The organism is Bibersteinia trehalosi (genome assembly GCF_004346205.1).
Classification (GTDB): Bacteria; Pseudomonadota; Gammaproteobacteria; order Enterobacterales; family Pasteurellaceae; genus Bibersteinia; species Bibersteinia trehalosi.
The window spans coordinates 76,460-103,145 of the sequence record NZ_SMAM01000007.1; the positions used below are offsets into that span (position 1 = coordinate 76,460).

The 26,686-nt window shown below is 41.5% G+C and carries 30 protein-coding genes and 1 other annotated feature; of the genes, 23 read left to right on the forward strand and 7 right to left on the reverse strand.

Annotated features, from left to right (window positions below; all coding sequences use genetic code 11):
- Nucleotides 1-143: 143 nt before the first annotated feature.
- The 3 genes from EDC51_RS08310 to nfuA all read right to left on the reverse strand — a co-directional run bounded on the left by EDC51_RS08310 (nucleotide 144) and on the right by nfuA (nucleotide 3,753).
- Nucleotides 144-1,733, reverse strand: coding sequence for an ABC transporter substrate-binding protein (locus EDC51_RS08310; protein ID WP_015432055.1), 1,590 nt, complete (start codon nucleotides 1,731-1,733; stop codon nucleotides 144-146).
- 33 nt (nucleotides 1,734-1,766) lie between these two features.
- Nucleotides 1,767-1,905 (reverse strand) — a sequence feature (His leader region).
- Between the two features lie 103 nt (nucleotides 1,906-2,008).
- Nucleotides 2,009-2,989 (reverse strand): tRNA dihydrouridine(20/20a) synthase DusA, encoded by a 981-nt coding sequence (dusA, locus tag EDC51_RS08315; protein ID WP_131928670.1) that lies wholly within the window; start codon nucleotides 2,987-2,989, stop codon nucleotides 2,009-2,011.
- 179 nt (nucleotides 2,990-3,168) lie between these two features.
- Complete coding sequence (nfuA, locus tag EDC51_RS08320; protein ID WP_015432057.1) at nucleotides 3,169-3,753, reverse strand: Fe-S biogenesis protein NfuA; 585 nt, start codon at nucleotides 3,751-3,753, stop codon at nucleotides 3,169-3,171.
- A gap of 317 nt (nucleotides 3,754-4,070) precedes the next feature.
- On the opposite strand from nfuA, the gene EDC51_RS08325 reads away from it, so the two are divergent.
- The 14 genes from EDC51_RS08325 (at nucleotide 4,071) to mnmA (ending at nucleotide 14,301) form a co-directional block, all read left to right on the forward strand.
- Nucleotides 4,071-5,429 carry a Na(+)-translocating NADH-quinone reductase subunit A gene (locus EDC51_RS08325; protein WP_131928671.1) on the forward strand — a complete coding sequence of 453 codons (1,359 nt, stop codon included), beginning with the start codon at nucleotides 4,071-4,073 and terminating at the stop codon, nucleotides 5,427-5,429.
- 2 nt (nucleotides 5,430-5,431) lie between these two features.
- Nucleotides 5,432-6,658 (forward strand): NADH:ubiquinone reductase (Na(+)-transporting) subunit B, encoded by a 1,227-nt coding sequence (locus tag EDC51_RS08330; protein WP_125134969.1) that lies wholly within the window; start codon nucleotides 5,432-5,434, stop codon nucleotides 6,656-6,658.
- Nucleotides 6,651-7,424, forward strand: coding sequence for a Na(+)-translocating NADH-quinone reductase subunit C (locus tag EDC51_RS08335; protein WP_015432060.1), 774 nt, complete (start codon nucleotides 6,651-6,653; stop codon nucleotides 7,422-7,424). The genes EDC51_RS08330 and EDC51_RS08335 overlap by 8 nt, the downstream gene beginning before the upstream one ends.
- On the forward strand, nucleotides 7,424-8,047 hold the full coding sequence (locus tag EDC51_RS08340; RefSeq protein WP_015432061.1) for an NADH:ubiquinone reductase (Na(+)-transporting) subunit D: 624 nt from the start codon (nucleotides 7,424-7,426) through the stop codon (nucleotides 8,045-8,047). Before EDC51_RS08335 ends, EDC51_RS08340 begins: the two co-directional genes overlap by 1 nt.
- 3 nt (nucleotides 8,048-8,050) lie before the next feature.
- Entirely contained in the window at nucleotides 8,051-8,647 is a 597-nt protein-coding gene (gene nqrE, locus EDC51_RS08345; RefSeq protein WP_025267242.1) for an NADH:ubiquinone reductase (Na(+)-transporting) subunit E, read from the forward strand.
- A 12-nt stretch (nucleotides 8,648-8,659) separates the two neighbouring features.
- Nucleotides 8,660-9,886, forward strand: coding sequence for an NADH:ubiquinone reductase (Na(+)-transporting) subunit F (gene nqrF / locus EDC51_RS08350; protein ID WP_131928672.1), 1,227 nt, complete (start codon nucleotides 8,660-8,662; stop codon nucleotides 9,884-9,886).
- Between the two features lie 162 nt (nucleotides 9,887-10,048).
- Nucleotides 10,049-10,483: an HI0074 family nucleotidyltransferase substrate-binding subunit gene (locus tag EDC51_RS08355; RefSeq protein ID WP_015432064.1), complete on the forward strand. Its 435-nt coding sequence runs from the start codon at nucleotides 10,049-10,051 to the stop codon at nucleotides 10,481-10,483.
- Nucleotides 10,476-10,772: a nucleotidyltransferase family protein gene (locus tag EDC51_RS08360; protein WP_015432065.1), complete on the forward strand. Its 297-nt coding sequence runs from the start codon at nucleotides 10,476-10,478 to the stop codon at nucleotides 10,770-10,772. Before EDC51_RS08355 ends, EDC51_RS08360 begins: the two co-directional genes overlap by 8 nt.
- A gap of 33 nt (nucleotides 10,773-10,805) precedes the next feature.
- Entirely contained in the window at nucleotides 10,806-11,834 is a 1,029-nt protein-coding gene (locus EDC51_RS08365; protein WP_131928673.1) for an FAD:protein FMN transferase, read from the forward strand.
- 14 nt (nucleotides 11,835-11,848) lie between these two features.
- A complete protein-coding gene (gene nqrM, locus EDC51_RS08370) occupies nucleotides 11,849-12,106 on the forward strand; it encodes a (Na+)-NQR maturation NqrM (protein WP_015432067.1) in 258 nt (85 codons plus the stop codon).
- A 3-nt stretch (nucleotides 12,107-12,109) separates the two neighbouring features.
- On the forward strand, nucleotides 12,110-12,310 hold the full coding sequence (locus EDC51_RS08375; protein ID WP_131928674.1) for a tautomerase family protein: 201 nt from the start codon (nucleotides 12,110-12,112) through the stop codon (nucleotides 12,308-12,310).
- 13 nt (nucleotides 12,311-12,323) lie between these two features.
- A complete protein-coding gene (locus EDC51_RS08380; protein WP_131928675.1) occupies nucleotides 12,324-12,737 on the forward strand; it encodes a nucleotidyltransferase substrate binding protein in 414 nt (137 codons plus the stop codon).
- Nucleotides 12,719-13,030: a nucleotidyltransferase domain-containing protein gene (locus EDC51_RS08385; protein ID WP_125134965.1), complete on the forward strand. Its 312-nt coding sequence runs from the start codon at nucleotides 12,719-12,721 to the stop codon at nucleotides 13,028-13,030. The genes EDC51_RS08380 and EDC51_RS08385 overlap by 19 nt, the downstream gene beginning before the upstream one ends.
- Before the next feature lie 104 nt (nucleotides 13,031-13,134).
- Nucleotides 13,135-14,301: a tRNA 2-thiouridine(34) synthase MnmA gene (gene mnmA, locus EDC51_RS08390; protein ID WP_131928676.1), complete on the forward strand. Its 1,167-nt coding sequence runs from the start codon at nucleotides 13,135-13,137 to the stop codon at nucleotides 14,299-14,301.
- 49 nt (nucleotides 14,302-14,350) lie between these two features.
- On the opposite strand, the gene EDC51_RS08395 is transcribed toward mnmA, so the two are convergent.
- The 3 genes from EDC51_RS08395 to EDC51_RS08405 are packed head-to-tail and all read right to left on the reverse strand — an operon-like array spanning nucleotide 14,351 to nucleotide 16,338.
- Nucleotides 14,351-15,082 carry an ABC transporter ATP-binding protein gene (locus EDC51_RS08395; RefSeq protein ID WP_131928699.1) on the reverse strand — a complete coding sequence of 244 codons (732 nt, stop codon included), beginning with the start codon at nucleotides 15,080-15,082 and terminating at the stop codon, nucleotides 14,351-14,353.
- Nucleotides 15,083-15,097: 15 nt separating this feature from the next.
- Nucleotides 15,098-16,066 carry a FecCD family ABC transporter permease gene (locus EDC51_RS08400; protein WP_131928677.1) on the reverse strand — a complete coding sequence of 323 codons (969 nt, stop codon included), beginning with the start codon at nucleotides 16,064-16,066 and terminating at the stop codon, nucleotides 15,098-15,100.
- Complete coding sequence (locus EDC51_RS08405) at nucleotides 16,066-16,338, reverse strand: acylphosphatase (protein ID WP_131928678.1); 273 nt, start codon at nucleotides 16,336-16,338, stop codon at nucleotides 16,066-16,068. The genes EDC51_RS08400 and EDC51_RS08405 overlap by 1 nt, the downstream gene beginning before the upstream one ends.
- A gap of 135 nt (nucleotides 16,339-16,473) precedes the next feature.
- Between EDC51_RS08405 and rsxA the strand changes: the two genes are divergently transcribed.
- The 9 genes from rsxA to lpxM all read left to right on the forward strand — a co-directional run bounded on the left by rsxA (nucleotide 16,474) and on the right by lpxM (nucleotide 25,199).
- Nucleotides 16,474-17,055: an electron transport complex subunit RsxA gene (gene rsxA / locus EDC51_RS08410; RefSeq protein ID WP_015432075.1), complete on the forward strand. Its 582-nt coding sequence runs from the start codon at nucleotides 16,474-16,476 to the stop codon at nucleotides 17,053-17,055.
- Between the two features lie 347 nt (nucleotides 17,056-17,402).
- Complete coding sequence (gene rsxB, locus EDC51_RS08415; RefSeq protein WP_064318181.1) at nucleotides 17,403-17,990, forward strand: electron transport complex subunit RsxB; 588 nt, start codon at nucleotides 17,403-17,405, stop codon at nucleotides 17,988-17,990.
- Entirely contained in the window at nucleotides 17,980-20,019 is a 2,040-nt protein-coding gene (gene rsxC / locus EDC51_RS08420; RefSeq protein WP_131928679.1) for an electron transport complex subunit RsxC, read from the forward strand. Before rsxB ends, rsxC begins: the two co-directional genes overlap by 11 nt.
- Before the next feature lie 615 nt (nucleotides 20,020-20,634).
- A complete protein-coding gene (locus tag EDC51_RS08430; protein ID WP_131928681.1) occupies nucleotides 20,635-21,126 on the forward strand; it encodes a YbaK/prolyl-tRNA synthetase associated domain-containing protein in 492 nt (163 codons plus the stop codon).
- Between the two features lie 9 nt (nucleotides 21,127-21,135).
- Nucleotides 21,136-21,771 carry a trimeric intracellular cation channel family protein gene (locus tag EDC51_RS08435; protein ID WP_015432080.1) on the forward strand — a complete coding sequence of 212 codons (636 nt, stop codon included), beginning with the start codon at nucleotides 21,136-21,138 and terminating at the stop codon, nucleotides 21,769-21,771.
- A 46-nt stretch (nucleotides 21,772-21,817) separates the two neighbouring features.
- Entirely contained in the window at nucleotides 21,818-22,864 is a 1,047-nt protein-coding gene (gene rsxD / locus EDC51_RS08440; protein ID WP_131928682.1) for an electron transport complex subunit RsxD, read from the forward strand.
- Nucleotides 22,861-23,493: an electron transport complex subunit RsxG gene (gene rsxG, locus EDC51_RS08445; protein WP_131928683.1), complete on the forward strand. Its 633-nt coding sequence runs from the start codon at nucleotides 22,861-22,863 to the stop codon at nucleotides 23,491-23,493. Before rsxD ends, rsxG begins: the two co-directional genes overlap by 4 nt.
- Nucleotides 23,494-23,542: 49 nt before the next feature.
- Entirely contained in the window at nucleotides 23,543-24,229 is a 687-nt protein-coding gene (locus EDC51_RS08450) for an electron transport complex subunit E (RefSeq protein ID WP_131928684.1), read from the forward strand.
- 16 nt (nucleotides 24,230-24,245) lie between these two features.
- Nucleotides 24,246-25,199, forward strand: a complete 954-nt coding sequence (lpxM, locus tag EDC51_RS08455) for a lauroyl-Kdo(2)-lipid IV(A) myristoyltransferase (RefSeq protein ID WP_131928685.1) — start codon at nucleotides 24,246-24,248, stop codon at nucleotides 25,197-25,199.
- 408 nt (nucleotides 25,200-25,607) lie between these two features.
- Here the strand turns inward: lpxM and tsaD are convergent, their stop codons facing one another.
- A complete protein-coding gene (gene tsaD, locus EDC51_RS08460) occupies nucleotides 25,608-26,636 on the reverse strand; it encodes a tRNA (adenosine(37)-N6)-threonylcarbamoyltransferase complex transferase subunit TsaD (protein WP_131928686.1) in 1,029 nt (342 codons plus the stop codon).
- Between the last annotated feature and the right edge of the window lie 50 nt (nucleotides 26,637-26,686).

Here is a 26,686-nt window from a genome sequence, read left to right on the forward strand (position 1 = left end):
TTTTAGAAAAAATTTACAGAATGCGTGGATATATCACCCAAATGGCTTAAATTTAGATGCCTTATTTGCAACATTAACATGTGCTAAAAAGTCGTTATAGAGTATAAAAACAAGCTCAGTTTCCTGAGCTTGTAGATATGAGATTAAGGCAAATCAACCGTATAAAAGTTGTGAGCTAAAAACGGACTTAAGACATACCCCTTCACTTCTTTACGCATCGGAAAATAGACCGTTGAGTGGGCAATTGGTAACCAAGCAGCTTGTTCTTTTACGATATTTTGCGCTTTTTTGTATAATTCTGACCGCTTGTTTTGCTCGCTGATTGTTGCAGCTTCAGTCACTAATTGATCGTACTCGGGATTACAGAACCCAGCGTAGTTTGAGCCTTGTTCGACGGCATTACAGCTTAATAACGTATTTAAGAAATTATCAGGATCGCCATTATCGCCTGTCCAGCCCATCATGCCTGCTGTGTGTTCGCCTGCTGCCATTCGTTTAAGATATTCGCCCCATTCATAGCTGACAATTTTGGCTTCTACACCAATTTTACGCCAATCTTCTTGTACCATCTCTGCCATACGACGTGCATTTGGGTTATATGGTCGCGCGACTGGCATTGCCCAGATTTCGGTTTTAAAGCCATTCTCAAGCCCAGCTTCTTTTAATAGGGTTTTCGCTTTTTCAGGGTTGTAATCATAATCTTCTACCTCATTGTTATAACCCCAAATGGTTGCTGGCATTGGGTTTTTCGCTTTAATGCCAGAGCCCTGATAGACTGAAGTTAAAATTTCATCTTTATTTACCGCATAATTTAGCGCTTGGCGTACTTTTTGATTATCAAAGGGCGCTTTGCGTAAGTTAAATGTGATATAGCCAATATTTAAGCCTGATTGTTCAAGCAATTGTATGTTTGGATTGTTTTTCAATGCCTCAAGATCTGCTGGATTTGGGTATGGCATTGCTTGACATTCGTTTTTCTCTAGTTTTGCTAAACGTACGCTGGCATCTGGTGTAATAGAGAAAACTAGACGATCTAGTTTTGCTCTACCTTGCCAATAATTGTCGAAGGCAGTGAAGCGTACAGTCGCATCTTTTTGATAGGAGTGGAATTGGAAAGCTCCAGTGCCAATCGGGGCGGTATCTAGTTTTTCTGGGGTGCCGGCAGCAAGCATTTTGTCGGCATATTCGGCGGAGAACATAGCCATAAAATCCATGGCAAGATTAGCTAAGAACGGAGCATTGGGCTTTTTTAGCTGAATTTTAAGCGTGTAATCATCAACTTTTTCTAGGTTATCAATGATATTTTGCATATCCATACCTAAGAAGAATTCATAATTTCCCCCAGAAACTTGGTTATATGGGTTATTTGTATCTCGTTGGCGATTAATTGAAAAAATAACATCATCTGCGTTGAAATTACGGCTTGGGGTAAAGTTTTTATTGCTGTGAAATTGGACATTTTGGCGTAGAAAGAAAGTGTAAGTTTTACCATCATCACTAATTTCCCAACGCTCGGCAAGTGAAGGTATGAGATTAGTGCTACCTTGCTCAAAATCAACGAGGCGGTTATATACGGCTTGCCCAACATCTAAACTTGCCCCGTCTGTGACTAGCTGCGGATTTAAGCCGGCAGGCGAAGCTTCGAGGCAGTAAGTGAATGTTTTATTTTCAGCAAATACATTGGCTGAAATTGAAAGGGCAAGTAAAGTAGTGAATTTGCTTAGCTTTGTCATTGTTATATCCTTAAATTTATTAAATGCAGAAATTAAAAAACCCTTTCGAAAGTTACCTTCCGAAAGGGTTGAAATTGGTTATTTTGGTGCGTTAAGCCATTTCATTTCGGAAGTTATCTTCCGAACACGCAACAAATGCCCGAAAGATTAATCGGTCAAATGATGGTGGTGATGGTTTTTAACGCTGTAGTTCATAATTTACTCCAAAATTGCATGCATCTAAATCTACGCTTTTAATCGAAAAATTGCAAATATTTTTTCATTTTATTTAGCGGTTAGCGAATATCTGTTGGAATAAATGCTAACGCTTGTTCAATAATTTCAATGCCAGCACCTTGTTTACACGCATTTTCACTGAGATGCCTGCGCCACTGTCTCGCCCCTTTACAATTTTGGAAACTGCCTAGCATATGGCGAACAATGTGGTTGAGGTAAACTCCTTTGCTTAATTGTTGCTCAACATAAGGCAGCATTTTTTCAACGGCTTGGCGCGGAGTGATGATTTTGGCATTTGGGTCAAAAAGAGCCTGATCGATTTGCCCCAATAAACTTGGGTTTTGATATGCCTCACGCCCAACCATAACCCCATCCACAAATTGCAAATGATGTTTGATTTCATCAATTGTTTTTATTCCGCCGTTAATGCTGATTTTAAGATGAGGAAAATCTCGTTTGAGCTGATAAACCCGTTCATAATCTAGTGGTGGAATTTCACGGTTCTCCTTTGGGCTTAAACCTGAAAGCCACGCTTTGCGAGCGTGAACAATAAAATCTTCGCAATATGGTTGGATTTTTTCAATAAAATCGCATAGAAATTCATAGCTATCTAGTTCGTCAATACCGATACGATGCTTGACGGTAACGGGAATGCTAACCGCATTTTTCATTGCATCCACACACTCAGCCACCAAATCTGCTTTACCCATTAAACAAGCACCAAACATTCCATTTTGCACACGATCCGATGGGCAGCCGACATTTAAGTTAATCTCTGAGTACCCTCGTTCTTCAACTCGTTTGGCACATTCGGCTAATTGTTTCGGATCACTGCCACCTAATTGCAGTGCAACGGGGTTTTCTGATGGATCATAAGCAAGTAGATCATATTTGGCGTGCAAGATTGCTGGGGCAGTAATCATTTCAGTATAAAGCAGTGAGTGCTGAGAAAATTGGCGATGAAAATAACGGCAGTGGCGAGTAGTCCAGTCAAGCATTGGGGCAACGGAAAAACGACCACGGTAGAAACTAGTTTGCATTGGCTGTTCCATTTGAATATTCAAGCGGTTGAATTTTAATAAAAATTTGCAAAAACTTGAGGGAAAATGACCGCTTGTGATAATAATTTCGTGTAGGGGCGAACCGATGTGTTCGCCCGTTATGTCGATGAAATGATTTGGGCAGACACACTGATCCGCTCCTACAAAAATTCAACCTGTTAGTAATAAGAATGCTCACCACGTTGGTGTTCGGTTACATCTTTCACGCCATTTAATTCATCAGGGAATTGAGCGAGAAGTTGTTTTTCAATACCATCTTTCAAGGTGACATCAACCATCGAGCAGCCATTACAGCCACCACCGAATTGTAATACCGCAATTTTATCTTCGGTGACTTCAATCAAGGTAATGCGACCGCCATGGCTGGCAAGCTGCGGGTTGATTTGGGTTTGAATCACATAATCTAAACGCTCAATAAATGGTGCATCGTCTGCGACTTTACGCATTTTGGCATTGGGCGCTTTTAACGTGAGCTGTGAACCCATTGGATCGGTCACGTAATCGATTTCGGCATCGTCTAAAAATGGCAGGCTAATATCATCAATAAAAGCGGAGAACGTGTTGAATTTGATTTCAGTATCCGTTGTTTCTACTGCATTTGCAGGGCAGTAAGAAACCCCACATTCAGCATTAGGTGTCCCTGGATTGACCACGAAAATACGAATATTCGTGCCTTCTTCTTGTTGATCAAGTAAACGGCGGAAGTGTACTTGTGCTGCATCTGAAATTGTAATGTTGGTCATAATCTATCCTGATTAAATCTAAAAATTGCCAGCTATTTTAGCGCCATCTCTGATTTTTGACTAGGGTCAAATTTTCCAAGGCTGTAGGTTAAAAAAATGTTTCTAAAGTAGAAATTTAAGATGATTTTAGCTAAAATAGCGCACTATTTTGTTCGCTGTATGCGAAGTAACCGATTTGAGAACTTAATGCGGTCTTATTGATAAGTGGGGGAATTCTACGTTTATCAAATTTGATTGCGGCTCAATAGCAGCGGTTGTGATTAGGAGTTTCCTAAACAACCATTTTTTTTAACCCAACCAAAAGTAGTGCAAACAATATGATTACAATTAAACAAGGCTTGGATCTTCCGATTAACGGAAAACCTGAGCAAGTAATCCGTAATGGCAATGCTGTTACTGAAGTTGCTGTGCTTGGCGAAGAATTTGTGGGTATGCGTCCTTCTATGAAGGTTCGCGAAGGCGATATTGTGAAAAAAGGTCAGGTGCTTTTTGAAGACAAAAAGAATCCTGGTGTGGTTTTCACCGCGCCTGCCAGCGGTACTGTTGTTGCGATTAATCGTGGCGAAAAACGTGTTCTTCAGTCAGTCGTTATTCGTGTTGAGGGTGATGAGCAAATTACCTTTAACTGCTATGAAGAAGCACAGTTGGCTTCTTTAACTGCAGACCAAGTAAAACAAAATCTTGTGGAATCAGGTCTTTGGACTGCATTCCGTACTCGTCCATTTAGCAAAGTGCCAGCATTAGATGCTGAACCGTCTTCTATTTTCGTGAATGCAATGGATACAAATCCATTGAGTGCGGATCCAGAAGTGATCATTGCTGAAAATAATCAAGCATTTTTCAATGGTTTAACGGTATTAAGTCGTTTATTTGATGGCAGCAAAACCGTACATTTATGTGGCGCAGCTGATTCTAATATCTTAAATGCGGCACAGAGTAAGCAAATTGCAAATGTGCAAACTAACCGCTTTAAAGGTCCACACCCAGCGGGTCTTGCTGGTACGCACATTCATTTTATTGATCCTGTTAGTATCACAAAACAAGTGTGGTATTTGAACTATCAAGATGTGATTGCTATCGGTCAATTATTTACGACTGGTGAATTAAATGTTGAACGTGTCATTTCGCTTGCAGGCCCGCAGGTGAAAAATCCTCGTTTGATCCGTACCCGTTTAGGTGCAAACCTTTCTCAATTAACCGCAAATGAGTTAAATGACGGTGAAAATCGTGTGATTTCAGGTTCTGTATTAAGCGGTGCGAAAGCAAGTGGTCCACACGATTATTTAGGTCGTTATGCGTTGCAGGTTTCTGTATTGCTTGAAGGGCGTGAAAAAGTGTTATTCGGTATGATTGCACCTTACGGTGATAAATACTCAATTACTCGTACAACGCTTGGACACTTTGCGAAGAAATTATTTAACTTTACCACAGCTGTTCACGGTGGACACCGTGCAATGGTACCAACAGGTGCATATGAGCGTGTAATGCCATTAGATATTATCCCAACATTATTGTTGCGTGATTTAGAAGCTGGCGATACTGATTCAGCTCAAGCATTAGGCTGTTTAGAGTTAGATGAAGAAGATTTAGCGTTATGTACCTTTGTGTGCTCAGGTAAAAATAACTGGGGGCCATTGTTACGCCAAGCGTTAGAGAAAATCGAGAAGGAAGGTTAAAAATGGGTTTGAAACATTTATTAGAAAAAATGGAACCTGCGTTTTTGCCGGGCGGTAAATATGAGAAATGGTATATCTTGTATGAAGCCGTTGCGACTGTGCTTTTCGTTCAAGGTACAGTAACGCAAAAAGATGCCCACGTACGTGATGCGATTGACTCTAAACGTATGATGTTATTCGTATGGTTCGCATTATTCCCTGCAATGTTCTACGGTATGTATAACGTAGGTCATCAAGCAATTCTTGCTGCAACCCAAATGGGGACATTAGCAGATTTAGTGGCAAATAACTGGCACTATGGTTTTGCGGATACCTTAGGCTCTGTGGCTAATGCAGGTTGGGGTAGCAAAATGTTGCTAGGTGCAACTTACTTCCTACCGCTTTACTTAACCGTTTTCTTAGTAGGTGGTTTCTGGGAAGTATTATTTGCAATGGTGCGTAAACACGAAATCAATGAAGGTTTCTTTGTTACCTCTATTCTTTTAGCACTTATCGTGCCGCCAACATTACCACTATGGCAAGCAGCCCTTGCAACTACTTTCGGTGTGGTGGTTGCAAAAGAAGTCTTTGGTGGCGTGGGTAGAAACTTTATGAACCCAGCGTTAGCAGGTCGTGCTTTCCTCTTCTTTGCTTACCCTGCTCAAATTTCGGGTGATACCGTATGGGTTGCGGCTGATGGTTTCTCAGGTGCAACTGCACTTTCTCAATGGGCAGCAGGTGGCGAAGCAGGCTTAAAACACGTTGCAACTGGCGCAGATATTACTTGGATGGACGCATTCTTAGGCAACATTCCAGGTTCTATCGGTGAAACATCTACCTTAATGCTTATGATCGGTGCAGCAATTATTGTTTTTGCACGTATTGCATCTTGGCGAATTATTGCCGGTGTAATGATTGGTATGGCAGCAACTGCAACTTTATTCAATCTCATTGGCTCTGACACTAATCCTATGTTCTCAATGCCTTGGCATTGGCACTTAGTATTAGGTGGCTTTGCACTGGGTATGTTCTTTATGGCAACAGACCCTGTATCTGCGGCATTTACTAACAAAGGTAAATGGTGGTATGGCGCATTAATCGGTGCAATGGCTGTGATTATCCGTGTAGCAAACCCAGCATACCCTGAAGGTATGATGTTAGCGATCTTATTTGCTAACTTGTTTGCGCCAATCTTTGACTACCTAGTGGTTCAAGCTAACATCAAACGTCGGAGAATTCGCAATGTCTAAATTCAATAAAGATAGTGTTGGCGGTACTATTACTGTCGTTGTGTTATTGAGTTTAATCTGTTCTTTAATCGTAGCTGGTGCAGCAGTGCTGCTTAAGCCTACTCAAGAAGAGCAGAAAGTGCTTGATAAACAGAAAAATATTTTAAGCGTTGCTGGTTTATTAAAATCGGATAAAGCAAGCGATATCAAAGAGACTTATGCAAAAAACATTGAAGCTAAAATTGTTGATTTAGCAACTGGCGACTATGTAGAAGGCGTAACCAATTTTGACGCAAAAGCAGCGGCAAAAGATCCTGCACAAAGCGTTTCGATTGCGCCAGCCGACGATAAAGCGGGCTTACGTGCTCGTGCGAAATATGCAGAAGTATATTTGGTTAAAAATGCACAAGGTGAAGTAAACCAAATCGTACTACCAATGTACGGTACAGGTTTATGGTCTGTGATGTATGGTTTTGTTTCAGTTGAGCCAGATGGTAATACCATTAAAGGTATCACTTTCTATGATCACGGTGAAACTCCGGGTCTTGGTGGTGAAATTGAAAACCCACGTTGGCAGGCTAACTTCGTTGGTAAGAAATTACAAAACGAACAAGGCGAATCAGCAATCACTATTGGAAAAGGTGCTTCTGCCGATAAAGATCACGGTATTGATGGTTTATCTGGTGCAACACTAACTTCAAACGGTGTGGACGGTACTTTCAAATACTGGTTCGGCAAAAACGCCTTTGGTCCATATTTAACCAAATTGAAAGCAGGAGCTAACTAATGGCAGGCTCAAATTTGAAAAAATTATTGTTATCACCAATTGTGGATAACAACCCAATCGCATTACAGATTTTAGGTATCTGTTCTGCACTTGCGGTAACGACCAAATTAGAAACAGCCTTTGTAATGGCAATCGCAGTAACTTTCGTGGTGTCATTATCAAACTTGTTCATTTCTTTGATTCGTAATTATGTGCCAAACAGCATTCGTATTATTGTGCAAATGGCAATTATCGCATCATTGGTAATTTTGGTTGACCAAATTTTACGTGCGTATGCTTACGGCTTATCTAAACAGTTATCGGTATTCGTTGGCTTAATTATTACCAACTGTATCGTAATGGGTCGTGCAGAAGCATTTGCGATGAAATCAGGCCCGATGGAAAGCTTTGTGGACGGTATCGGTAACGGTTTAGGTTATGGTGCAATGTTAATCGTTGTAGCGTTCTTCCGTGAGCTGATCGGTTCAGGTAAACTTTTCGGTATGACCGTATTCCAAACTGTACAAGATGGCGGTTGGTATCAAGCAAACGGCTTGTTCCTACTTGCTCCAAGTGCGTTCTTTATTATCGGTTTCGTAATCTGGGCAATCAGAACTTGGAAACCAGAACAGGTGGAGAAATAATCAATGGAACACTATATTAGTCTCTTTGTAAAATCCATCTTCATTGAGAATATGGCACTTTCTTTCTTCCTTGGTATGTGTACATTCCTTGCGGTATCTAAGAAAGTTTCAACCTCATTCGGTTTAGGGATTGCGGTAATTGTGGTACTTGGTATTGCTGTGCCTGCGAACCAACTTGTGTACTCGTATGTATTAAAACCAAATGCACTTGTTGAAGGAGTGGATCTTTCATTCCTTAACTTCATTACTTTTATCGGTGTAATTGCAGCGTTAGTTCAAATTCTAGAAATGATTTTGGACAAATTCTTCCCAGCGCTTTACAGTGCATTAGGTATCTTCTTACCACTTATCACCGTAAACTGTGCGATTTTTGGTGGGGTATCATTTATGGTACAACGTGAATATAACTTCGCAGAGTCTGTGGTATATGGTATCGGTGCCGGTACAGGTTGGATGTTAGCGATTGTTGCTCTTGCAGGCTTAACAGAGAAAATGAAATACTCTGATATTCCAGCAGGCTTACGTGGTTTAGGTATCACTTTTATCACTGTAGGCTTAATGGCATTAGGCTTTATGTCGTTCTCAGGTATTCAATTATAAGGAGCGTATCGAATGAGTGATTTTATTTTCGGTATTGTGGTATTTACCGCCCTTGTATTGTTACTTGCGGTAATTATCCTATTTGCTAAATCAAAATTAGTGGATTCTGGCGACATCACGATCTCTATCAATGATGATCCAGAAAAAGCAATTACTCTGCCAGCTGGTGGTAAATTACTTGGTGCATTAGCTAGCAAAGGTATTTTCGTATCGAGTGCTTGTGGTGGCGGTGGCTCTTGTGGTCAGTGTGTTGTGAAAGTGAAAAGCGGTGGTGGTGAGATTTTACCAACCGAGCTTTCACACATTACCAAACGTGAAGCAAAAGAAGGCTATCGTTTAGCGTGTCAGGTAAACGTAAAATCTTCAATGGATATTGAATTGCCTGAAGAGATCTTTGGTGTAAAAAAATGGGAATGTACTGTTATTTCTAATGATAACAAAGCAACCTTCATCAAAGAGCTTAAATTACAAATTCCAGAAGGCGAAGAAGTACCATTCCGTGCTGGTGGCTATATTCAAATTGAAGCTGATCCACACGTGGTAAATTATAAAGACTTTGATATTCCTGAAGAATATCACGAAGACTGGAACAAATTTGATTTATGGCGTTATGTGTCAAAAGTGGACGAGCATATCGTGCGTGCTTACTCAATGGCTTCATACCCAGAAGAGAAAGGCATTATTATGCTAAACGTGCGTATTGCAACGCCTCCACCACGTCAGCCTGATGCGCCACCGGGTCAAATGTCTTCTTACATTTGGTCATTAAAACCAGGTGATAAAGTAACAATTTCTGGTCCGTTCGGTGAATTCTTTGCGAAAGATACCGATGCAGAAATGGTCTTTATCGGTGGTGGTGCAGGTATGGCACCAATGCGTTCACATATTTTTGACCAATTAAAACGTCTGAAATCAAAACGTAAAATGACCTTCTGGTACGGTGCTCGTTCTGAACGTGAAATGTTCTATGTTGAAGACTTCAATATGCTTCAAGCAGAGAATGATAATTTCAAATGGTATGTTGCACTTTCAGATCCATTACCGGGTGATAATGAAGACTACTACCGTGGCTTTATTCACAATGTGCTTTATGAAAACTATCTGAAAAATCACGAAGCACCTGAAGATTGTGAATACTATATGTGTGGTCCACCAGTGATGAATGCTGCCGTAATCGGTATGCTGAAGAGCTTAGGTGTTGAAGACGAGAACATCTTATTAGATGACTTCGGTGGTTGATAAACCTTAACTTCAAATAAAAACAAGCGGTGAGTTTTGTAAAAATTTTTGCAAAACCCACCGCTTGATTTAGTTTATATTCTTAAATCTCTTTGGGGGATTTAGTAATATGAATTGTAGGGGCGAATGTCATTCGCCTAAAACAAATTGTTAAAGTCAGATATGGAAAAACTCAATATTACCGCATTACAAGATGCATTTACTTCGTTAGAAAAAACGATCTCAAAATTAGAAAATCAAGAATGGTTTAATCAACAAGAAGAGATTGTGCAAGATACGCTGATTGCAGGGAGTATCCAAAAGTTTGAATTTGTATATGAGCTTTCGATCAAAATGTTAAAGCGTCAGCTTAAAACCATAGAGTCAAATGATAGTGATATTGATAGTAGCGATTTTCGGGATATTCTAAGAATGTCGGCACAGGCAGGTTTGATTGAATCCCCTGAAAGTTGGTTTGATTATCGTAAAATGCGAAACATTACCTCACATACTTACGATCAAAATAAAGCCCTGCAAGTTTATAATGGGATCGCTGCTTTTTTGGAAAGCACCCGATTTTTAGTCACACAGCTTCAAAAACGCAATGCCAATGATTGATTTAACCGAATTACAAATTCAGCAAGTACGAGATATTCTAACCAAGCAGTTGCCCAACACAACGGTTTGGGTATTCGGTTCTCGTGTTAAAGGCACAGCGAAAACCTATTCTGATTTAGATTTAGCCTTAATGACTGAACAGCCGCTTAGCATTCGTCAGCAAACTGAATTAGAACTTGCTTTTACCGACTCAGATTTACCTTTTACGGTTGATTTAGTGGATTGGGCAAGTTGCAGTGAAGCATTCAAACAGATCATTTTGCAACGTTATGAAGTGCTTATTCCATAAATATGTTACAATTTTCCGCAAATTTTTAACTGAATGAAAGCTATGAAAAAATTTCTCTTTTTTGCATTTTTTTCCCTATTTCTTACCGCTTGTGATAAAGCCCCTGAACAAATTACCTTAACGGGTAAAACAATGGGCACAACGTATAGCATAAAATATATTGATGATGGCAAAGTGGCAAGTTTGCCTAAATCAAGTGATGTGCAAGCAAAATTAGATCGTTTGCTAAAAACGGTGAATGATGAAATGTCCACTTATCAAAAAGATTCGCAAATTTCACAATTTAACCAAATGAAAGAGGCGAATAAACCTTTTGTGATTAGCCAAGACTTTGCCACAGTAGTTCAGGAAGCAATCCGCTTAAACACTATTACTGAGCAAGCTTTAGATGTTACAGTCGGACCTTTAGTTAATTTATGGGGATTCGGACCTGATAAGCGTTTAAATAAAGTGCCAAGTGCTGAGCAGATTGCGGAAAAATCTCGGTCAGTTGGGATTGATAAATTGCTGCTCGAAAATAATCAATTAACTAAAAAAGAGGCTGATCTTTATTTAGATCTCTCTTCGATAGCTAAAGGTTTTGGTGTAGATAAACTTGCGGAACAGCTTGAACAACTCGGGGTAGAAAACTATTTGGTGGAAATTGGTGGTGAGCTGCGTGGTAAAGGTAAAAATTTACAAGGTCAGGCTTGGCGAATTGCGATCGAGCAACCTGCCTTAGCACAGGGAGTGGCAACACAAATTATCGTGCCATTAGATAATTTAGCGATGGCAACCTCGGGTGATTATCGCAACTATTTTGAAGATGAACAGGGCAACCGTTTTTCACATATTATTGATCCAAAACAGCTTCGCCCGATTAACCATAATCTTGCATCTATTACAGTTTTTGCTCCAACGACAATGACTGCTGATGGATTATCAACCGGTTTATTTGTGCTTGGTGCAGACAAAGCTTTAGAAATCGCGGAAAAAGAGAATCTAGCTATTTTTATGATTATCAAAAATGGTCAGCATTTTGAAACAAAAGCGTCAAAAGCATTTGAGAAGTTAATTCACTAATTTAGGAGAATAAAATGGAAACGATTTTACTGACTTTCGGTTTTTTTGTGGCAATCATTTTTATGATGTCGATTGGATTTATTATCAGCAAAAAAACGATTAAAGGGAGCTGCGGTGGTATTACTGCATTAGGTATGAAAAAGATGTGCGATTGCGAAGAAGCATGCGATAACTTACAAGCCAAAGTTGCCGCTGGTGATGAAGCGGCAATTGCCGAATATAACGAAAAATTTGGCAAAAAAGCAGAACCACAGTTTTATGAAGTGAAGTAAGTTATGCCTTACGTCAATATTAAAATTACAGGTGGAACAGAAGCCCCAACTGCTAAACAAAAAGCCGAGCTTATTGCCGGTGTTACGGATTTGTTGCAGCGTATTTTAAATAAAAATCCTGAAACAACCGTTGTTGTGATTGATGAAATTCCAATGGATAGTTGGGGGATTGGCGGTAAAACGGTAACGGAAAGGCGTAAATAATCAAGGATAACCAATGACAGATATTCGCTGGAAACAACGATTTGATAACTATCAAAAAGCAGTAGGCTATTTAAAAAGTGAAAGCGAAAAATATGCTGATACTGATGTTGATGTAATCAAAAAGGGGATAATTCAGAGCTTTGAAATCACCCACGAACTTGCGTGGAAGTTAATGCAAGATATTTTGAAATGGGAAGGCGAAACCGAAATTTTAGGCTCTAAATCCGCTTCTCGTTTGGCATTTAATCGAGGCCTTATTACTCACGGTGAAGTTTGGCAAGAAATGATAAAAAGCCGCAACTTAATCGTGCATACTTATGATGTAGCGGTATTAACCAACGAATTTAATAAAATTATTCACGATTACTTGCCACTTTTCATTGCTTTTGAACAACGAGTAAATGCGTTATGTCAGACTTTGGATTAAGCGAGCGAGCGACGAAAACTATTACCGACATTCTGGCAAAATATCCCGAAGTTGAGCAAGCCATTATCTATGGTTCAAGGGCAAAAGGGAATTATCGTGAAGGTTCGGATATTGATTTAACCTTTAAAGGTGAAAAGCTCACTTACGATATTGTTAAACGAATTTGGGGTGATTTAGATGATTCCGACTCGCCTTATTTATTCGACCTTTCTATTTATCATCAACTCAGCAATCCGAATTTTATTGAGCATATTGATAGAGTCGGAAAAATTTTCTATCAGCGAATAAGCTGATAACGTTGCAAGCGGTCAATTTTGCAAAAAATCTTGCAAATTCAACCGCTTGTTATTTTTAACAAACCAAGTGCTTCGCCTTAACCGAAGTTACGGGAGAAATTATGTCAAATCAATTAACTTCAAATACTTACGAACAACACTTTCCTAAACTTTCCTCTGAACAACTTGCCGAAAATGCTAAGAAAAAAGTGATTTGCGGTATGTCTGGTGGGGTTGATTCATCAGTTTCTGCTTTTATTCTGCAACAACAAGGCTATATCGTTGAAGGCTTGTTTATGAAAAACTGGGAAGAAGACGATGATACCGACTACTGTACCGCTGCAGCCGATCTCGCCGATGCACAAGCGGTTTGCGATAAATTAGGAATCAAATTGCACAAAATTAACTTTGCGGCGGAATACTGGGATAACGTGTTTGAGCATTTTCTTGCAGAATATAAAGCAGGACGTACACCAAATCCTGATATTTTGTGTAACAAAGAGATTAAATTTAAAGCGTTTTTAGAATATGCCGCAGAAGATTTAGGGGCTGATTTTATCGCAACAGGGCATTATGTCCGCCGCCCTGCTTTATCTGAAACGCCAAAATTATTGCGCGGCTTGGATAGCAATAAAGACCAAAGCTATTTCCTTTACACTCTCAGCGAGCAACAAGTAGGGCAAAGCCTGTTCCCAGTGGGCGATATTGAAAAGCCGATTGTGCGTGCGATAGCCGAAGATCTTGGCTTAGCTACCGCGAAGAAAAAAGATTCCACTGGGATCTGCTTTATCGGTGAACGCAAATTTAAAGATTTCTTAGCGCGCTATTTGCCTGCACAGGCTGGTGAGATTAAAACTGTTGATGGGCAAGTGATTGGTCGCCATGATGGGTTGATGTATCACACTCTTGGGCAACGCAAAGGCTTAGGCATTGGCGGTGTGAAAGGGGCGAAAGAAAATGCGTGGTATGTGGTGGAAAAAGATCTGATCAACAATGTCTTGATTGTGGCGCAGGGGCAAGATAATTCTGCATTGCTCTCCAAAGGCTTAATCGCCAGCCAGCTTCATTGGGTTGATCGTCAGCCAATCCGAGAAAATCTGCGTTGCACAGTGAAAACCCGTTATCGTCAAGCGGACATTGATTGCGTAATTGAGCCGATTGACGATGAAACCATCCGCGTGATTTTCGATGAGCCCCAAATTGCTGTTACCCCAGGACAATCTGCGGTATTCTACCAAGGCGAAATTTGCTTAGGTGGAGGAGTGATCGAAGAGCAAATCAAACCATAATCTTTATGAATAAAGCAACTTTTCCTTGAGTTTTAACGGCAAAGTTGCTTTATAATTTTTCAATTCGCCCAATTTCCTTTCTTTCAAGATCAATTTCAGCTTTCACGCCAAATGCTTTTGCAAGATTTTCTGCATTTAACACCGCTTGTGTTTGACCAAAAGCAAGTAAGTTTCCCTCTTTTAAGAGAATAATTTCATCACAAAAACGATAGGCGAGCGGTAGATGGTGGATAACGACAACACAAGTTTGCACTGGTGTTAGAGATTTTAATTGCTGCATTATATCGATTTGGTAATAGGGATCGAGTGGTGCGATTGGCTCATCAGCAAGCAAAATAGGGGCTTGCTTTATGCAGCAGCGAGCCAATTGAACTCTAATCTGTTCTCCGCCAGAAAGTTGCTGATAGTTTTTATCTAATAGTGAGGTAATATGAAATTTTTCTGCAACTTGCTGAATTCTTAAACGTTCTTGCGAGGAAGAAAGAGGACATGGCAAGCCCAATGCAATCACATCGAATACCGAAAGTTGCCACGCAAGATTGAGTTTTTGAGCAAGATAAGCAATTTTTTGGCTACGTTGCTGCGGGGAAAGTGCCGTCATTTTGCAATTTTCTAGCCAAATTTCACCGCTTGTAAGGGGTAAAATACCTGCGAGAGCCTTAAGCAAGGTGGACTTACCCGCACCATTTGCGCCCATAATGCCGATTAATTTACCTTGTGGAATACGGCAGGTTATCTGATTTAAGCCATAGGGTAGAGTAATATTATCAATGTGAATCATCATTCGCTTTACGTTTTATTGCGCGAGTTGTTTGCGCTCTGTGAGTAAAATCCAAAGTAAAAATGGTGCGCCTAAAATAGCGGTTAATGTACCAATATAAATGCGGTTGAAAAGAGCTAAATATTGCACTGAGAGATCGGCGATAAGTAGGAGTAATGCACCAAATAATGCCGAAGTGATATAGAGTTGTGAAGGAGGCTTATGCAATAACATTCTGGCAAGATGAGGGGCGATTAAGCCAATAAAGCCGATAGTACCTGTTTGTGGAATCGTAGCCCCAAGTAACAACGCAACACCAATACTGACAATAAAAAAGCTGCGTTTAAGATGAATGCCCATGGTTGCAGCAGTTTCTTCGCCAAAGGTGAGTAAATCTAAATAGCGGCGCTGGCTGAATAAACATATACCACCTAACAAAATAATAGGTGTTGCCATAGCCAAATTATCCATTCTTGCCCAAATTAACGATCCTTGTAACCAGCGATAAAGCTCAGCTAATGCCCAAGGGCTTTCCGCATTTGAGAGTAAGAGAGTAATAGTTGCACCAAGTAATACGTTAATTACTACGCCAGCAAGAATCATCATCGTTGTGCCTTGGTAACGTGCAATTAGCCATACTAATAGAAATGCACTTAAAGCACCACCGACACCAGAAAAGAGTAACCAACCGATGGGTGCAGAGAAATAATAAAGCACAAAAACACTTGCTGTCGTTGCTCCAGCACTACTGCCAAGTAAGCCAGGGCTTGCTAATGGGTTTTGAAAGATTCCTTGCATTGCATTGCCCGCTAAAGCTAAGCAAGCACCTGCTAACATTGCCAGTAGTAGGCGAGGGAGGCGGATATCGATTAAAACTTGCCAACGCATATCAATAGGAACGCCTTCTGCCATTAAATGTGCAAAATCACCAAGACGATACAAACTTGATACCAAGCTAATTGTAAGCAGTAGGAATAAAAGGGTGAAGTTGAGTTTTTTTGTCATTATTGAATAACACGAAATTGCTGGTAGAGGCTGTCTGTCAGATATTCTTGCTCAAGGATATTTTCAACTCGAGCAAATCTTGAGCCCTGTAACAGCCATTGTTTGAGTTGAGTAAGCTGTTTCTCACTCCCTTGTGCAATGACTTCAACACTGCCATCCTCTCGATTTCTTACTGTACCAGATAAGCCAATTTTTTGGGCTTGCTGCCAAGTAAAAAAGCGAAAACCAACGCCTTGGACACGCCCAAAAATGAGAAATTGCTTTGTTTGCATTGTTAGCTCCTCCTTTGCAGAGTTTTGTTGAAATGATACCGCTTGTTTCACAAATAAGGTAGCATTTCCCATTAAAAAAACGGATAATAACCGCTGTTTTTTTGAGTGATTTCTTAAAGCAGTAACTGCAGTATTATGACGGATTATATTTTATTAGTTATCGGCACAGCCCTAATTAACAATTTTGTGTTGGTAAAATTCTTAGGGCTTTGTCCTTTTATGGGCGTTTCTAAGAAGGTAGAAACAGCCATTGGCATGGGGTTTGCCACAACTTTTGTACTCACGGTTGCAAGCCTCATTGCTTATCTGGTAGAAAGCTATATTCTTGTGCCATTCAATGCTACTTTTCTTCGCACTTTAGTATTTATTTTAGTGATCGCAGTGATTGTGCAATTAACCGAAATGATCGTGCATAAAACTAGTCCGACTTTATATCGTTTGTTAGGTATTTATTTGCCTTTAATCACCACGAACTGCGCTGTGCTAGGGGTCGCGTTATTGAACGTGAATCTTGCCAATAATTTAGTGGAATCTGTACTTTATGGTTTTGGCGCAGCTGTAGGTTTCTCGCTAGTGCTTGTGTTATTTGCAGCCTTGCGTGAGCGTCTCGCCAGTGCTGACGTACCACAGCCTTTTCAGGGGGCAAGTATTGCGTTGATTACCGCTGGTTTAATGTCGCTTGCCTTTATGGGGTTTAGTGGCATGGTGAGAATATAAATCAGGCAAAGCCTTTTAGGCGTGATGCTCATGAATTTAAAAGGCTTTTATTTGCATTTTTTAGCTCAATATCAAGCGCTTGCAACATCAGGCGAGCTATTTTTCGCTGTAATTTCTTGCAAGTTCTCTATTCATACAATCAAGAAATGCCTCTCTAAATCTAATATAGAGCAAGTTTTTTTGTTGAGCTTGATAATTACATTGCCTCTTGCAATTTTCTCCCCTAATCTGCCCGCTTGTATTTGCTCAATCTTGCAAAAACACGGATAATATGCCCCTTTGTGTAAACCGATTTCTATCCAAACTGTGGGAACAATGAGCCATATTTTTGTGAGGTTGGCAAGCTAATGATGACCGACCAAATCCTTTACCTTGCAATTGCCATAATTGCCGTTATCGCGCTGATTTTCGGGGCAGTGCTGGGCTATTCATCGATTAAACTTAAAGTAGAAGCCGATCCCATTGTCGAGCAAATTGATGCGATTTTGCCACAAAGCCAATGTGGGCAGTGTGGTTATCCGGGGTGTAAACCTTATGCGCAAGCGGTAGCCAATGGCGATGAGATTACTAAATGTATTCCAGGTGGGCGTGAAACGATTGAAAAAATCGCTGATTTAATGGGCGTGGACGTGCCTGAAACAGATGGCGAAGCCCCTGTACCAATGGTGGCTTATATTATTGAGCAGGATTGCATTGGCTGTACTAAATGTATTGCCGCTTGTCCTGTTGATGCCATTATTGGCACAAACAAAGCCATGCACACGGTCATTGCAGATTTTTGCACGGGGTGTGAGCTCTGTGTTGCCCCTTGCCCAACCGACTGTATCAAAATGATCCCGATTAAAACCACCACGCAAAACTGGAACTGGAAATTTGATCCCAATTTAGTGATCCCAACTGTGAATGTGACTGAAGGAGGCAAAAATGCAAATTGATGTATTAAGTCGCATTCGCTCAGGGAAATTGTGGGATTTCCCTGGTGGTATTCATCCTCAAGAGAATAAAAAGCAGTCTAACCAAAAGCCCATTCGCACACTACATTTGCCGAAATTTTTCTATGTGCCCGTATTACAACACAGTGGTACAGCGGGAGAATTGTTGGTGAAAGCGGGTGAGCACGTTTTAAAGGGGCAACCATTAACCAAAGGCGATCATTATCGCCAGCTCCCTGTGCATAGCCCAACATCGGGTGTTGTTAAAGCGATTGAGCCTTACGTTTCCTCGCACCCCTCTGGCTTGCCTGAATTAACCATTGTGATTGAAACAGACGGCAAAGATGAGTGGTGTGAACGCAATCCGATTGATGATTTTTTTAGCCTGACAAGCGATCAGATTTTGCAGAAAATTTACCAAGCAGGGATCGCAGGTTTAGGCGGTGCAGTGTTCCCGACTTCTAGCAAATTAAGCTATGCGGACAAACGTTGTAAACTCTTGATTATCAACGGTGCAGAGTGCGAGCCATACATCACTTGTGATGATCGTCTTATGCAAGATTACACCCTTGATATGATTGAAGGGATTCGCATTTTACGTTATCTCCTTCGTCCCGAAGAAGTGGTGATTGCGATTGAAGATAACAAACCTAAAGCCATCAAAGCGGTGCAAAAAGCACTTGACGGTTCAAACGATATTCAGCTTCGTGTGATTCCAACCAAATATCCAAGTGGGGCAAGTGATCAGCTTGTGCAAATTCTCACAGGCTTAGAAATTCCGCAGGGCAGTCGCACCATTGAAATGGGCATTGTGATGCAAAATGTGGGTACGGCTTATGCGGTTAAACGGGCCATTATCAATGATGAACCCTTAATTGAGCGAGTGGTAACGCTCACAGGGGATAAAATTCGCAATAAAGGCAATGTGTGGGCAAGACTTGGCACGCCGATTATTCACCTGTTGGAACAAGTGGATTATCAAGCAGACGAGCGTTTCCCTGTCTTTTTAGGCGGCCCAATGATGGGCTTTATTTTGCCATCGTTGCAATCACCAATTACCAAAACAGCGAACTGCATTATTGCGCCTGATCATTTTGAATATGCTCCACCACAGCCTGAGCGAAATTGCATTCGCTGTTCTAGCTGTTCCGATGCGTGCCCAGTTGGGCTTTTACCTCAACAGCTTTACTGGTTTGCACGATCTGACGATCACGACAAAGCGAAACAATACCACATTGATGCTTGCATAGAATGTGGTGTGTGTGCCTACGTCTGCCCGAGCTACATTCCACTGATCCAATACTTCCGCCAAGAAAAAGCCAAAATTGCGGAAGCAGACGACAAAGCCCGCAAAGCGGAAGAAGCTAAACAGCGTTTTGAAGCGCGTGAAGCCCGAATGCAAAAAGAAAAAGAAGCACGCAATGCACGCATTCAAAAAGCGGCTGAAAAACGCCGTGAAGAAGTGGCAAATGCAGATGGTATAGACCCAGTTAAAGCTGCTCTTGAACGTTTAAAAGCGAAAAAAGCAGAAACAACAGCACAGAAAATCACGGAGACAGGTGAACCTGATAATAGCGACCTGATGGCACAACGCAAAGCAAGACGATTAGCAAAACAAGCCGAAAGTAGGGACGCAACGCTTGCGTCCTCTAACGTAAATCAAGCGGTAGAAAATGCAGAAAATTCTGCAAAACCAGCAAATACGCACGACACCGATCCAAGAAAAGCCGCTGTTGCCGCTGCCCTTGCCCGAGCGAAAGCGAAAAAAGCCGCCAGTAGGGACGCAACGCTTGCGTCCGCCAACGCAGATCAAGCGGTAGAAAATGCAGAAAATTCTGCAAAATCAGCAAATACGCACGAAACCGATCCAAGAAAAGCCGCTGTTGCCGCTGCCCTTGCCCGAGCGAGAGCGAAAAAAGCCGCCAGTAGGGACGCAACGCTTGCGTCCGCCAACGCAGATCAAGCGGTAGAAAATGCAGAAAATTCTGCAAAATCAGCAAATACGANNNNACAGCAAAAAAGCCGCCAGTAGGGACGCAACGCTTGCGTCCGCCAACGCAGATCAAGCGGTAGAAAATGCAGAAAATTCTGCAAAATCAGCAAATACGAACGACACCGATCCAAGAAAGGCTGCGGTTGCAGCAGCCCTTGCCCGAGCGAAAGCAAAAAAAGCCGCCAGTAGGGACGCAACGCTTGCGTCCGCCAACGCAGATCAAGCGGTAGAAAATGCAGAAAATTCTGCAAAATCAGCAAATACGAACGACACCGATCCAAGAAAAGCCGCGGTTGCGGCAGCCCTTGCCCGAGCGAAAGCAAAAAAAGCCGCTAGTAGGGGCGAACCGATGTGTTCGCCCGAAAATGAGGCAGAAGAACAAGGGCGGACACACCGGTCCGCCCCTACGGAGAATTTAAATTCATCGGAAACGGATCCAAGAAAGGCTGCGGTTGCAGCAGCCCTTGCCCGAGCAAAAGCGAAAAAAGCCGCCAGTAGGGACGCAACGCTTGCGTCAGCTAACGTAAATCAAGCGCTAGAAAATGCAGAAAATTCTGCAAAAACAGCAAATACGGATGAAAACGATCCAAGAAAAGCAGCGGTTGCAGCAGCAATTGCCCGAGCCAAAGCACGAAAACAGAATCAGGAGAAATAATGTCAGAAAATACTTTTATCCAACTTACCGCACTTTTTGAGCAACACAACGCACGCTACCGTGTTGTTTCTCACTCAAGTGCAGGGAAATCTGAAGAAGTGGCAAAAATTCGTGGCACGGAAATTGGGCAAGGGGCGAAAGCACTGGTTTGTAAAGTAAAAGGCAATGGCATAAAACAGGTGGTGTTAGCGGTACTCCCAGCCGATTATCAGGCAGATTTAGCTTTAATTGCCCAGCATTTTGGCGCAGGGAAAGCCTCTCTTGCAAGCCCAGCGGAAGTATCTGAATTAACAGATTGTGTTTTTGGGGCAATTCCCCCCGTCAGTTTTCACACGGATCTCAAATTGATTGTTGAACCGAGTTTATTTGGGCGTTATGAAGAATTAGCGTTCAACGCTGGCACATTAGAGCGTTCAATCATACTGAATGCGGAAGATTATGCACGGATTATTCAACCTGAATTGGTAAAATTTGCGAAGCAAGCTGAGTAATGTATTGTTATGTTAGCTGATTTATTTCTACCACAGGCGTGGTCATTCTTATTTATCCAAGACCTAATCGGCACTATCGTTTTCGCCATTTCTGGGGCAATTGCCGCACGCCAGCACAAAATGGACATATTCGGTATGTTTATTTTGGCATTGGTGACAGGCGTAGGCGGTGGCACATTACGAGATATGTTGATTGGCTCAACCCCTGTGTTTTGGATGAAACAACCGATTTATCTGGTGATGATTTCCATCGCCGTTATCATCACAGCGATTTTCCGCAACCAAATTTCCCGCAAAAGTTGGCAAATTGGCTTGCTGGTATTTGATGCGATAGGGCTTGGGGTGTTTACCGTGATTGGCGTGCAAAAAGGTTTAGATTTTGGCTTGCACCCATTAATTTGCATCGCACTGGGCGGCATGACAGGCTGTTTTGGTGGCTTAATCCGGGATATTTTACGCAACGAAGTGCCGATTATTCTGCAAAAAGAGATTTATGTGACCGCAAGCCTGATTGGTGGCGTGATTTTCGTTCTTGCCTATTCAGCAGGATTAGCAAGTGATTGGATCTATTTTGTCACTGCCAGCACTGTGATTGTGATCCGTTTATTGGCGATAAAATATAATTTGAATTTGCCGAAGGTTTAACAAGCGGTTAAATTTCTTGGATTTTTTACAAAAGGTTTATTATAAAATGTTCAAACTAGTGAGTTCCCCCCATACCCATTCCACCAACCTCACGGCGAATTTTATGTTGTGGGTGATTGGGGCAATGTTGCCAGCGATTGGAGTCATGTGGTGGTTTTTTGGCTATGGAGTGCTTTGGCAGATTGCCCTTGCGTTAAGTCTTGCCACTGCGATTGAAATGATTATTGCAAAATTACGCCGTAAACCGACTGCTTTCTATCTGGCTGATCTCTCGGGCATTCTCACTGCACTGATTTTGGCGGTGGCAATTCCGCCTTATGCCCCTTATTGGGTGATTTTGATTGGTGTTGCCACCGCATTATTGCTGGCAAAGCATGTTTATGGCGGTTTGGGGCAAAATCCGTTTAACCCTGCGATGATTGGCTACGCTTTGCTATTGGTTTCTTTTCCTGTACAGATGACAACATGGATTCCACCAATCGCTCTACTAAGCGAGCCACCGACTTTTGCAGATAGCTTTTCACTGATTTTTTCAGGTTTTACTACTGATGGTTTTAGCCTACATCAACTAAAAGAGAGCGTAGATGGTATTTCATCAGCAACAGTGTTAGATGCTTCAAAAACGGCTAAGACGTTGAGTCGTATAGAGTTTGAGCTGCTGCTCAATGATGTTTTCTTACGGGGCTGGGGACAAATCAATTTAGCCTTCCTGCTTGGCGGTATGATATTGATTTATAAGCGAATTATCCACTGGCAAATCCCAGTGGCAATGTTGATTAGCTTTGCGGTATTTGCGGGCATCACAGATCTATTCGGACAATCTGCATGGGCAATGCCAATGCAACTTTTCAGTGGTGCGATGATGTTCGGGGCATTTTTTATTGCAACCGATCCTGTGTCTGCCAGTATTACTCCCAAAGGTAAATTGATTTATGGCGCATTGGTTGGATTGTTGGTGTATTTAATCCGCTACTACGGTAATTACCCTGATGGTGTCGCATTTGGTGTATTGCTTGCCAATATCTGCGTGCCGTTGATTGATCATTATACGCAGCCACGTTTATATGGCACAAAATTAGGGGGAAGAAAATAATGACTCGTCAAATCACCCTGCGTTATGCCCTGATTTTGGGGGCGGTAGCATTGGCTTGTACGCTGATTTCTACGCTCATTTTTGGGCTCACTAAAGGCAGAATTGAGCAAGTTACCGCAGAGCAACAGCGGATTTTATTTCGTGAAATTTTGCCTCAGGAGCTATTTGATAACGATCCAACTGCTACTTGTAAAATAGTTAATGAGCCTGAACAAGCGATGATAAATAAGATCTATTTTGCAAAAAAAGGTACTGAAACGACCGCTTACATTCTACAAACAACGGCTCCAGACGGCTATTCGGGCAACATCGTGTTGTTAATGGCAATTGAACCTAATGGCAATGTATTAGGTGTGCGAACCCTTGAACATAAAGAAACCCCAGGATTAGGCGATAAAATTGAAACTCGTGTATCCGACTGGATCAAATCATTCAGTAACCGCATTTTCAGATTAGAAAACGAAAGCGAATGGGCGGTAAAAAAAGATGGGGGGAGTTTTGATCAGTTTACGGGAGCAACGATTACCCCAAGAGCGGTGGTGAATAATGTTCGTCAATCGGCAAAATGGACGATAAATGAATTAGCGAAAAATCCGCAGATAACCGAACGTTTTGGAGATTGTAAATAGGATTGTGTAGGGGCGTGTTGCACTCGCCCACATAGCTAAAGGGAAAAAAATGACAGAAAAAATAGAAATCACACAAATTGACGATACACCAAAAGTCGAACCTACCAACTGGAAACAGCTTTTTACTCAGGGGGTTTGGAGTAATAACGGGGCATTGGTACAGCTTTTGGGGCTTTGCCCATTATTGGCGGTATCAAATAATGTGACTAATGCTTTGGGGCTAGGGCTGGCGACTTTGTTGGTGCTAACTGCAACGAATACGGTAGTGTCGGTGTTTCGTCATATTACCCCTCACGATATTCGCATTCCGATTTATGTGATGATTATCGCCACCGCAGTAACGACTATTCAGCTATTGATGAATGCCTTTGCTTATCCAGTATATCAATCACTAGGGATTTTTATTCCCTTGATCGTAACTAATTGTATTGTAATTGGACGAGCAGAAGCCTTTGCCTCTAAAAATGGTGTGTTGCAATCTGCCTTTGATGGCTTTGCTATGGGGCTTGGAATGACGCTAGCGTTGGTTGTACTCGGGGCTATGCGTGAGTTAATTGGTAATGGTACGCTATTTGATGGGTTGGATTTGCTATTGGGGGATTGGGCGAAGAGCTTACGGTTAGATATTTTTGCATTTGATCATGGTTTATTGCTGGCCATTTTGCCACCAGGGGCATTTATTGGGCTAGGGGTGATTTTAGCATTGAAGAACATTGTGGATAGAAAGAAAAAATAAAAAGGAAATAGAAAAAATGGAACGTTTAACCTATCGAGATGGTTATCAACATCAATTTCGTAAAGAATATCTTCACCCCAAATATTGGGGGATTTGGCTTGGGGTATTAGGGCTAGTGTTACTTGCCTTTATTCCTTATCGGCTGCGAGATAAATTTGCTGCTTGGGTAGGGCGTCAAGCGTATAAAATCATTAAACAAAAAGGTAATAAACAGTATCATCGAGCCGAGACAAATTTACGTTACTGTTTTCCCAAATGGAGTTCTCAGCAACGTGAAAACGTGATTGAGAAAATGTTTGTCACGGTAGGACAAACGATGTTAGGGATTGGTGAGATTGCTTTGCGTTCACCAAAGCATTTACAAAGCCGTTGTGAGTTTCCGGATTTAGCGATTGTGCAAGCGGCTAAAAATAGCGGAAAAAATGTAATTTTGCTTGTACCGCACACCTGGTCGATAGATGCTTCAGGGATCGCAATGCACACTTTTGGCATGCCGATGACTTCGATGTATCACCCTCATCATAATCCACTAGTAGATTGGCTTTGGAATGCAACCCGTGAGCGTTTTGGTGGCAAAATGCATGCGCGCCAGAATGGAATTAAGCCATTTTTAGCGGATGTGCGTAAAGGAGAACTAGGCTATTTCTTACCTGATGAAGATTTTGGTGAAGAAAATAGTGTTTATGTGCCGTTTTTTGCTACAGAGAAAGCCACCTTACCAGGTTTAAATAAAATGGCGAAAGTAGCAAATGCAGTGGTGATCCCTATGTTCCCAATTTATAACGCTGAAAAAGGTAAATATCAGATTGAGATCCTACCTCAAATTGAATTTGATGGTACGGCAGAGCAGTCTGCTCGGGCAATGAATGAGGTGATTGAGTATTTTGTGACTAAAAACCCAGAGCAGTATGTTTGGATCTTACGTTTGTTAAAAACTCGCCGAGATGGAGAAGATATTTATCGTAGATAAGACTTAAATGTGAGGTGTGCTGATATTCCATCTGAAATATCAACTCACTCTAATAAAACGAGTATTTCTGGATTAAAAAACAGTATCAAAATGCTCGTTTTTTTATTCACAGTGCCTGTGGATAACTTTGGGGGTAACTTTTTGAAAAGTCACGTAAGCCTTTGTAGAACAAGGCTTTAAATTTTTACCCTATAATTGAATGCAAAATAACTTATTCTTTAAAATCAATAAGTTATATTGTGTCTATAGATTCTTTTCAAAAAAAATTAGAATTTTTTGCTCTTTTTCTCTTGACAGCAGAAACTGTGTACAACTTTTCTTGATGGAAACTTTCCGACTAAATGGTGGCTTACCTCTGGAGGAAGCCACCATTTAATTTGGATGCTTTGTGAATCTTTAACGTTGAGTTTATATTGCGGTCAATTCTGTCATCGGCCAGCGAGGTTTAACGCTGACAGCAAGATCACTACGTTCACCTTTTTTTAAGCGAACAAACCCAGCATAAGCGATCATTGCACCATTATCCGTACAGAATTGTGGGCGCGGATAGAATACCTCGCCGCCATAGCTTTGCATAAATGTAGCTAAATCCTGGCGCAATTGCTTATTTGCACTTACGCCTCCTGCCATGACTAGGCATTTATAGCCTGTTTGTTGCAACGCCCGCTTGCATTTGATAATAATGGTATCTACCACTGCTTGTTGGAAGGCGTGTGCAATATCGCATTTGGTTTGTTGATCTAACTGACCATTTTCATCCAAGTGCGCATGAATTGTGTTAGCCGCAAAGGTTTTTAAGCCTGAAAAGCTAAAATCGAGTCCTGGGCGATCTGTCATTGGGCGTGGGAAAACAAAGCGATTTGGTGTGCCTTTTTCAGCTAATTGAGAAACTGCAACACCAGCAGGGTAATCTAAGCCCAGCAATTTTCCTGTTTTATCGAAAGCCTCGCCTGCAGCATCATCAATACTTTCTCCCAGTAGCTCATATTTGCCGATATTTTCAACTTTAACCAGCTGTGTATGTCCACCTGAAACAAGCAGTGCGACAAAGGGGAATGGAGGAGGATTTTCTTCTAGCATAGGAGCCAGCAAATGGCCCTCCATATGATGGACACCGAGAGCTGGCACATTCCATGCATAGGCAAGGGAGCGAGCAATAGTGGATCCTACTAATAACGCCCCGACTAGCCCAGGCCCTGAAGTATAGGCAATACCATCAATATCTTGAGCTGTAATATTTGCTTCTTTAAGTGCAGCTTGGATAAGGGGGAGTGTTTTACGGATATGATCACGCGAAGCAAGCTCGGGTACAACGCCACCATAGTCTGCATGCATTTCAATTTGGCTGTAAAGTTGGTTTGCGATTAAACCTTGGTGTTCATCATAGATGGCAACACCAGTTTCATCGCAGGAAGTTTCAATACCGAGAATTTTCATTTTTATCTGTAGAAATTATAGAAATGGGAAAGGGGCTTGCGCCCCTTTTG

What these genes read in the sequence shown, in the direction of transcription:
- EDC51_RS08310 (WP_015432055.1), bottom strand. Translation starts at nt 1,733, where the DNA reads ATGACAAAGCTAAGCAAATTCACTACTTTACTTGCCCTTTCAATTTCA.
- dusA (WP_131928670.1), bottom strand. Translation starts at nt 2,989, where the DNA reads ATGCAAACTAGTTTCTACCGTGGTCGTTTTTCCGTTGCCCCAATGCTT.
- nfuA (WP_015432057.1), bottom strand. Translation starts at nt 3,753, where the DNA reads ATGACCAACATTACAATTTCAGATGCAGCACAAGTACACTTCCGCCGT.
- EDC51_RS08325 (WP_131928671.1), top strand. Translation starts at nt 4,071, where the DNA reads ATGATTACAATTAAACAAGGCTTGGATCTTCCGATTAACGGAAAACCT.
- EDC51_RS08330 (WP_125134969.1), top strand. Translation starts at nt 5,432, where the DNA reads ATGGGTTTGAAACATTTATTAGAAAAAATGGAACCTGCGTTTTTGCCG.
- EDC51_RS08335 (WP_015432060.1), top strand. Translation starts at nt 6,651, where the DNA reads ATGTCTAAATTCAATAAAGATAGTGTTGGCGGTACTATTACTGTCGTT.
- EDC51_RS08340 (WP_015432061.1), top strand. Translation starts at nt 7,424, where the DNA reads ATGGCAGGCTCAAATTTGAAAAAATTATTGTTATCACCAATTGTGGAT.
- nqrE (WP_025267242.1), top strand. Translation starts at nt 8,051, where the DNA reads ATGGAACACTATATTAGTCTCTTTGTAAAATCCATCTTCATTGAGAAT.
- nqrF (WP_131928672.1), top strand. Translation starts at nt 8,660, where the DNA reads ATGAGTGATTTTATTTTCGGTATTGTGGTATTTACCGCCCTTGTATTG.
- EDC51_RS08355 (WP_015432064.1), top strand. Translation starts at nt 10,049, where the DNA reads ATGGAAAAACTCAATATTACCGCATTACAAGATGCATTTACTTCGTTA.
- EDC51_RS08360 (WP_015432065.1), top strand. Translation starts at nt 10,476, where the DNA reads ATGATTGATTTAACCGAATTACAAATTCAGCAAGTACGAGATATTCTA.
- EDC51_RS08365 (WP_131928673.1), top strand. Translation starts at nt 10,806, where the DNA reads ATGAAAGCTATGAAAAAATTTCTCTTTTTTGCATTTTTTTCCCTATTT.
- nqrM (WP_015432067.1), top strand. Translation starts at nt 11,849, where the DNA reads ATGGAAACGATTTTACTGACTTTCGGTTTTTTTGTGGCAATCATTTTT.
- EDC51_RS08375 (WP_131928674.1), top strand. Translation starts at nt 12,110, where the DNA reads ATGCCTTACGTCAATATTAAAATTACAGGTGGAACAGAAGCCCCAACT.
- EDC51_RS08380 (WP_131928675.1), top strand. Translation starts at nt 12,324, where the DNA reads ATGACAGATATTCGCTGGAAACAACGATTTGATAACTATCAAAAAGCA.
- EDC51_RS08385 (WP_125134965.1), top strand. Translation starts at nt 12,719, where the DNA reads ATGTCAGACTTTGGATTAAGCGAGCGAGCGACGAAAACTATTACCGAC.
- mnmA (WP_131928676.1), top strand. Translation starts at nt 13,135, where the DNA reads ATGTCAAATCAATTAACTTCAAATACTTACGAACAACACTTTCCTAAA.
- EDC51_RS08395 (WP_131928699.1), bottom strand. Translation starts at nt 15,082, where the DNA reads ATGATTCACATTGATAATATTACTCTACCCTATGGCTTAAATCAGATA.
- EDC51_RS08400 (WP_131928677.1), bottom strand. Translation starts at nt 16,066, where the DNA reads ATGACAAAAAAACTCAACTTCACCCTTTTATTCCTACTGCTTACAATT.
- EDC51_RS08405 (WP_131928678.1), bottom strand. Translation starts at nt 16,338, where the DNA reads ATGCAAACAAAGCAATTTCTCATTTTTGGGCGTGTCCAAGGCGTTGGT.
- rsxA (WP_015432075.1), top strand. Translation starts at nt 16,474, where the DNA reads ATGACGGATTATATTTTATTAGTTATCGGCACAGCCCTAATTAACAAT.
- rsxB (WP_064318181.1), top strand. Translation starts at nt 17,403, where the DNA reads ATGATGACCGACCAAATCCTTTACCTTGCAATTGCCATAATTGCCGTT.
- EDC51_RS08430 (WP_131928681.1), top strand. Translation starts at nt 20,635, where the DNA reads ATGTCAGAAAATACTTTTATCCAACTTACCGCACTTTTTGAGCAACAC.
- EDC51_RS08435 (WP_015432080.1), top strand. Translation starts at nt 21,136, where the DNA reads ATGTTAGCTGATTTATTTCTACCACAGGCGTGGTCATTCTTATTTATC.
- rsxD (WP_131928682.1), top strand. Translation starts at nt 21,818, where the DNA reads ATGTTCAAACTAGTGAGTTCCCCCCATACCCATTCCACCAACCTCACG.
- EDC51_RS08450 (WP_131928684.1), top strand. Translation starts at nt 23,543, where the DNA reads ATGACAGAAAAAATAGAAATCACACAAATTGACGATACACCAAAAGTC.
- lpxM (WP_131928685.1), top strand. Translation starts at nt 24,246, where the DNA reads ATGGAACGTTTAACCTATCGAGATGGTTATCAACATCAATTTCGTAAA.
- tsaD (WP_131928686.1), bottom strand. Translation starts at nt 26,636, where the DNA reads ATGAAAATTCTCGGTATTGAAACTTCCTGCGATGAAACTGGTGTTGCC.